Source organism: Aliivibrio fischeri (genome assembly GCF_009727955.1).
Classification (GTDB): domain Bacteria; phylum Pseudomonadota; class Gammaproteobacteria; order Enterobacterales; family Vibrionaceae; genus Aliivibrio; species Aliivibrio fischeri_A.
This window is the reverse complement of record NZ_WOBR01000018.1, coordinates 40,292-47,258: the sequence shown is the minus strand read 5'-3', so window position 1 is coordinate 47,258 and position 6,967 is coordinate 40,292. Positions and strand designations below refer to the sequence as shown.

Below are 6,967 nucleotides of genomic sequence, written 5' to 3'. Positions count from 1 at the left end.
TTTTTACGTCTGTAGAAAATGGATGAGTGAAGGTAGACACTGTGAAGTGGTAGTTCAGTTGGTTAGGCTTTTTATTAGAGAGCTTAGCGGCCAGTCACGTCGGGGGACGTGTCGCTTTCAAGGTTGATAGCAAGTCCCGTTAACGTAGCTACTTATTTAAAAAAGCCCTAATCGAAAGAGTAGGGCTTTTTTACATCTGTAGAAAATGGATGAGTGAAAGTAGACACTGCGAAGTGGTAGCTCAGTTGGTTAGGCTTTTTATTGGAGAACTTAGCGGCCAGTCACGTCGGGGGACGTGTCGCTTTCAAGGTTGATAGCAAGTCCCGTTAACGTAGCTACTTATTTAAAAAAGCCCTAATCGAAAGAGTAGGGCTTTTTTATGTTTGTAGAAAATGGATGAGTGAAAGTAGAACACTGCGAAGTGGTAGCTCAGTTGGTTAGACTTTTTATTGGAGAGCTTAGTGGCCAGTCACGTCGGGGGACGTGTCTCTTTCAAGGTTGATAGCAAGTCCCGTTAACGTAGCCACTTATTTGAAGAAGCCCTAATCGAAAGATTAGGGCTTTTTTACGTCTGTAGAAAATTGAATGTGAAAATAGAGTTTGCTCATTGTCAGTTCTTGCTAGTTAGGCTTTTTATCTCTCTCATCATCCTGTATTCTTTTTATATCAATATTTCAAGGATGATATTATGCGCTTTAAGCCATTCATGTTTTCTTCTGTATTTCTCTATCTATTTTCTTCTATTGCTGTTGCTAGTGATGAATCTCGTCCAAAAATCGGACTTGTTCTTGCTGGCGGTGGAGCCAAAGGGGCTGCACATATTGGTGTATTAAAAGCATTGGAAGAGATGCACATACCTATTGATTACATTACTGGTACAAGTATGGGGGCCTATGTTGGTGGTTTATATGCATCAGGAATGAGTGCAGATGAAATAGAAGCATTTATTGATACTGTTGATTGGAATAGCGGCTTTGTTGATAAAGTTGAGCGTAGTGAAAGACAGATCAGAGATAAAGAATATGAAGACCGTTATCAAATAGGTACGGATATAGGTTTTTCATTTACAGAACTAAAAGCCCCAAAAGGTTTTGTACAAGGCCAAACAATGGCCAAAATACTTAGAACCACATCAGATAATATTCCTTATTTAAATTCCTTTGATGAATTACCGATTCCTTTTCGTGCTGTTGCAACAGATATTGAAAAACTTGAACCTGTTGTTTTAGATAAAGGTAACTTAGCAGAAGCCATGATGGCAAGTATGTCAGTTCCTGGCGCACTTCCACCAGCTGAATATGAAGGCCGACTTCTTGTTGATGGTGGCGTTGTAAACAATATGCCTGTTGATGTTGTCAGAGAAATGGGAGCAGATATAGTCATTGCTGTAGATATTGGTTCTGATTATTTAGAAGCTGATGATATTTCTAGTTACCTTTCTGTCATGGGGCAGTTGACGAACTTTATGGTGAAAAATAGCACCAAACAGCAAGAAAAGCTTCTTGATGATAAAGACATTTTACTTGCGCCACATGTGGGGAAAATGGAAACGGCGGAGTTTGATAAAATGCCGTTTGCTTATGGTAAAGGTTATGACATCGCTTACGAAAAGCATAAAGCATTAGATAAATTAGTATTATCAAAATCAAAATACCAAGAATACCTAAAACAGAAACAGCAAAAAGCTTCTGGTTTACTTAGAGGTGATGAGCTGTATGTAAATAAAATAAAGATAAAAAACGATAGTTTATATACAGAGAATATGCTGTTAGATCGTTTAAATTTAAAAGAAGGGCGGTCTTATAGTGCCGATGAGCTAGAAGAGCATATTCGTGATCTTTATGTGATTGATCGCTTTGAGAGAGTGGATTATTACTATAAAGAAAATGATGAAGGCACCCATGACTTAGTTATTGAAGTTAAAGAAAAAAGTTGGGGCCCTAATTATTTGGATTTTCGTTTTGCTTTAGAAGATGATTTTGATAATCAAAGTAAATACTCTCTTGGAATGTCGATCAATTTTACAGATATTGAATTAACGGGGTTGAGAGATAATCGTTCTGAATTACGAACAAACTTTGAATTAGGTACTGATAAATTGGTTTCAGCTGAGCTGTATACTCCATTTTTAGTTAACCAACTTTTATTCACATCGATTAAATCTGTTTATAGTGTTGAGCAAAAGAAATTCTCTCTATCAGGTAACGAATTAGGGTCAATAGATAATGACTTTCCATTGGAATACAGTGATTTAGTTTTTGAGGCTGCAGTTGGTCTACAAGGTCATTTATGGAGTGATTTTCGTGTTGGTGGCCGTTATACAAAAGGTGAAGTCGCATTTACAAGTTTGAGAGATTTGAATGCAAGTTATAGTCGTGAGGGAGTGTTCGCACAATATAGACTCGATACCTTAGATAATTTTACCTTCCCAACCAAAGGCTTTTACGTAAATGCTGAATATCTATATTCGCATGATAATGTTGAAGATAGTGTTGTTGATATTGAAGCAACTAAAGATTCTGTTATAGAAATATCATTAAACACAAGAGCTGCATGGACTTATTCACGTCATACTTTCGTCGGTAATTTTGAATATGGTGTTGTTGAGAATAAAAAGGGAGATTTACAGTTAGAACCTAAATCTCTTGGTGGTTTTTTACGCTTATCTGGTACACCTAAAGACAGTTTAACCGGACAAAACTTGGTTTTTGGTAGTTTAGTTTATCGTTATCGATTAATGGATAACGACTTTGGTTTGTTCCAATCGCCTATTTATTTAGGGGCTTCATTAGAAAATGGTGGTCTTTGGAATCAAGATAGTATTAAAGATGCTCCTCTTTATACTGCTGGGTCTGCTTTTATCGGAGTTGATAGTCCGATAGGTCCTATTGTTTTGGCTTATGGTCGAACAGAGCAGAATCATGAATCAGTATATTTAAGTATTGGAGCTGTTTTATAGTTCAAAAGTGCGCCATAAGTCGTATGTTGTTTGTTGTGGGTAGATTTTAATTTTAAGTTAAATTTGATATCATCTCGCCACAAATTTAGTCTATGCCGATACATATTCTCTTGTTTTATTGAGATTTATAACAGAATTAAAAAGTTAACGGATATAAACTGAATCGTTTCCAAGGATGCTAACTTATCAAAAGTTGGCCAAAATGTGAGGAATTAAGTCGTGCTTGAAGCTTATCGTAAACACGTCGAAGAACGTGCTTCAGAAGGTGTGGTCCCAAGACCACTGGATGCTGAGCAAGTAGCAGCATTAGTTGAATTAGTTAAAAATCCGCCACAAGGTGAAGAAGAAGTCATTCTTGATTTACTAGAAAATCGTATTCCCCCGGGTGTTGATGAAGCGGCTTATGTTAAGGCGGGCTTCTTGACTGCAATCACTAAAGGCGAAGTATCTTCTCCACTTGTTAGTAAAGAAAAAGCAGCAGAACTACTTGGTACAATGCAAGGGGGTTATAATATAGAACCTCTTGTCTCTTTATTAGATGATGCTGAACTTGCACCTATTGCAGTTAAAGCACTATCGCATACGCTTTTGATGTTTGATGCTTTTTATGATGTAGAAGAAAAAGCAAAAGCAGGTAATGTTTCTGCGCAGCAAGTACTCCAATCATGGGCGGATGCTGAATGGTTTACATCAAAAGAAAAAGTTGCAGAAAAAATTACCGTTAAAGTATTTAAGGTTACAGGTGAAACAAACACCGATGATCTATCTCCTGCACCTGATGCATGGTCGCGTCCAGACATTCCCGTACACGCAAAAGCGATGTTAAAAATGGAACGTGATGGCATTACTCCTGATGAACAGGGTAGCGTTGGTCCAATCAATCAAATTGAAGAAATGCAAAAAGATGGCATTCCACTGGCTTACGTTGGTGATGTTGTTGGTACAGGTTCTTCTCGTAAATCCGCAACAAATTCAGTGCTTTGGTTTATGGGAGAAGATATCCCATTCGTGCCAAATAAACGCACTGGTGGTGTTTGTTTAGGCGGTAAGATCGCTCCAATTTTCTATAATACGATGGAAGATTCTGGCGCACTACCGATTGAGCTTGATGTTCAAAACATGAATATGGGAGATATTATTGATATTTTCCCTTATGAAGGTGTTGTTCGTAAAAATAATGAAGAGATTTCTAGTTTTAAACTAGGGAAAGTATTACTTGATGAAGTTCGTGCTGGAGGCCGTATTCCACTGATTATTGGTCGTGGGTTAACAAGTCGAGCGCGTACTTCTCTTGGTCTAGAAGAGACGGATCTATTCGCTAAGCCAATTGATCCATCCGCATCTGATAAAGGTTATACATTAGCTCAGAAGATGGTTGGTAAAGCATGTGGTGTTGAAGGCGTTCGTGCTGGTCAATACTGTGAGCCTAAGATGACAACGGTGGGTTCTCAGGATACGACAGGTCCTATGACGCGTGATGAGCTTAAAGATCTTGCATGTCTTGGCTTCTCTGCTGACTTAGTGATGCAATCTTTCTGTCACACATCAGCATATCCGAAACCAGTTGATGTAAACACCCATCACACACTACCTGATTTCATCATGAACCGTGCAGGTGTTTCACTACGTCCGGGCGATGGTGTTATCCATTCATGGTTAAACCGTATGCTTCTACCTGATACTGTAGGTACAGGTGGTGACTCGCATACTCGTTTCCCTTTAGGTATTTCGTTCCCTGCTGGGTCTGGTCTAGTCGCATTTGCGGCAGCAACAGGTGTTATGCCTCTTGATATGCCTGAATCTATTTTGGTTCGTTTTAAAGGTGAGATGCAGCCAGGCATTACGTTACGTGATTTAGTACATGCGATTCCGTTATACGGCATCAAGCAAGGCCTACTAACGGTAGAGAAAGCAGGTAAGATCAACGAATTCTCTGGTCGAGTACTAGAAATTGAAGGTGTTGAACATTTATCTGTTGAGCAAGCATTTGAGCTTTCTGATGCATCAGCTGAGCGTTCAGCAGCAGGTTGTACAGTTAAACTGTCTCAAGAGTCTATCGAAGAATACCTGAATTCAAACATCGTTATGCTTAAGTGGATGATTGCTGAAGGTTACGGTGATGTTCGTACGATCGAGCGTCGTATTACAGCAATGGAAGAGTGGTTAGCTAACCCTGAATTACTGTCTGCTGATTCTGATGCTGAATACGCTCACGTTATCGAAATTGACCTTGCCGACATCGATCAGCCAATCCTATGTGCACCAAATGATCCAGATGATGCTCGTCTTCTTTCTGACGTTCAAGGTACAGAGATTCAAGAAGTATTCATCGGTTCTTGTATGACTAACATCGGTCACTTCCGTGCAGCTGGTAAGATGCTTGAAGAATTTAACGGTTCTCTAAGTACTCGTCTATGGGTGGCTCCGCCAACTAAGATGGATAAAGATCAACTGACTGAAGAAGGGTATTATGGGATCTTTGGTCGTGCTGGAGTACGTATTGAAACTCCGGGGTGCTCATTGTGTATGGGTAACCAAGCACGTGTTGCAGACAAGTCGACTGTTATGTCTACGTCTACTCGTAACTTCCCTAACCGTTTAGGTACTGGTGCTAATGTTTACCTAGCATCTGCTGAACTTTCGGCTGTTGGTGCGATTCTTGGTCGTATTCCAACTAAGGAAGAGTACCTAGAGTACGCAGATAAGATTAATGCAACCGCAGCGGATACCTATCGTTACCTGAATTTCCATAAGATGGGAGCATATACAGAGAAAGCGGATACGGTTATTTTCCAAGAACCTGCTTAACCTTATCTTCATAAATACAAAAAGCAGCCAATTGGCTGCTTTTTTATTTATAGGGCTGGATGCTTACCTATTTCATTGAATATATTGCTGCAACATTACGAGCGGTATTTTCTACGTTAATAGCGGCCTCTTTTAATGCAAGCTCAAGAGAAACTGAGCGAGGTACAACACTAAATACCGCATCAATACCATACTCATGAACAATTGCACAATCATCAGATAAACAACCAGCAATACCAATAACAGGTAAATCAAATTTTTTCGCTGTTCTTGCTACGCCAATCGGTGTTTTTCCATGAATAGTTTGGCTATCGATTCGACCTTCTCCTGTGATAACAAGATCGGCGCTCGATACTACATCTGATAGGTTTACGGCATCCATTACGATTTCTATACCAGGGCGCAGGGTTGCATTAAATAAACCAAGTAAGGCTGCACCAAGCCCACCAGCAGCGCCAGCTCCGGCTGTATCTTTTACGTCTTTACCAAGTTGAGCTTTCATTATATCGGCATAATGGTTTAGGTTGTTATCTAACGTGCTAACCATCTCAGGAGTTGCCCCTTTTTGTGGGCCAAATACGAAAGAGGCACCTTTAGGTCCACACAGTGGGTTATCAACATCGCATGCAACTTCAAGTGTAATTTTGTCAAGACGAGGATCTTTATTTGATGTATCGATCGTTGCAAGCTGTGCTAATGAACCGCCACCAAAAACAAGATCGTTACCATCTTGATCCAGTAACTTAATACCAAGCGCTTGGGCCATACCGATCCCGCCATCATTCGTAGCACTGCCACCAATACCTACAATTATGTGTTTTACGCCTTTATCGAGTGCGGCTTTGATTAGCTCGCCAGTACCATAAGTGGTGGTATTTAGAGGGTTACGTAAACTTGGGTCAACAAGATGTAAACCTGATGCTGCTGCCATTTCGATAATGGCCGTTTGTCCATCGCCAAATAATCCATAAAAACCGGTAACTTGTTCACCAAGAGGCGCTGTCACTGTGTGCTCGATAATAGAGCCTCCAGTGGCATCAATCAGTGATTGAACCGTACCTTCGCCACCATCGGCCATAGGTAACTTTATGTATTCAGCATGAGGTAATACTTGTTTAAATCCAGCTTCAATGGCCGTAGCGACTTCCATCGCTGTTAAACTTTCTTTATAAGAGTCAGGAGCAATAACGATTTTCATAA

The 6,967-nt window shown here is 40.0% G+C and carries 3 protein-coding genes; 2 read left to right on the top strand and 1 reads right to left on the bottom strand.

Annotation, left to right across the window (positions count from 1 at the left end; genetic code table 11):
- Nucleotides 1-688 precede the first annotated feature (688 nt).
- Together GNP81_RS19065 and acnB are read left to right on the top strand one after the other, a co-directional pair.
- On the top strand, nucleotides 689-2,959 hold the full coding sequence (locus GNP81_RS19065) for a patatin-like phospholipase family protein (protein ID WP_155674916.1): 2,271 nt from the start codon (nucleotides 689-691) through the stop codon (nucleotides 2,957-2,959).
- Between the two features lie 219 nt (nucleotides 2,960-3,178).
- The gene (gene acnB, locus GNP81_RS19060) at nucleotides 3,179-5,767 is read left to right on the top strand and encodes a bifunctional aconitate hydratase 2/2-methylisocitrate dehydratase (RefSeq protein WP_336495494.1); all 2,589 of its coding nucleotides are present in this window, start codon (nucleotides 3,179-3,181) and stop codon (nucleotides 5,765-5,767) included.
- Nucleotides 5,768-5,834: 67 nt separating this feature from the next.
- Here the strand turns inward: acnB and GNP81_RS19055 are convergent, their stop codons facing one another.
- Entirely contained in the window at nucleotides 5,835-6,965 is a 1,131-nt protein-coding gene (locus tag GNP81_RS19055; protein ID WP_155674918.1) for a glycerate kinase, read from the bottom strand.
- Between the last annotated feature and the right edge of the window lie 2 nt (nucleotides 6,966-6,967).

What these genes read in the sequence shown, in the direction of transcription:
- GNP81_RS19055 (WP_155674918.1), bottom strand. Translation starts at nt 6,965, where the DNA reads ATGAAAATCGTTATTGCTCCTGACTCTTATAAAGAAAGTTTAACAGCG.
- GNP81_RS19065 (WP_155674916.1), top strand. Translation starts at nt 689, where the DNA reads ATGCGCTTTAAGCCATTCATGTTTTCTTCTGTATTTCTCTATCTATTT.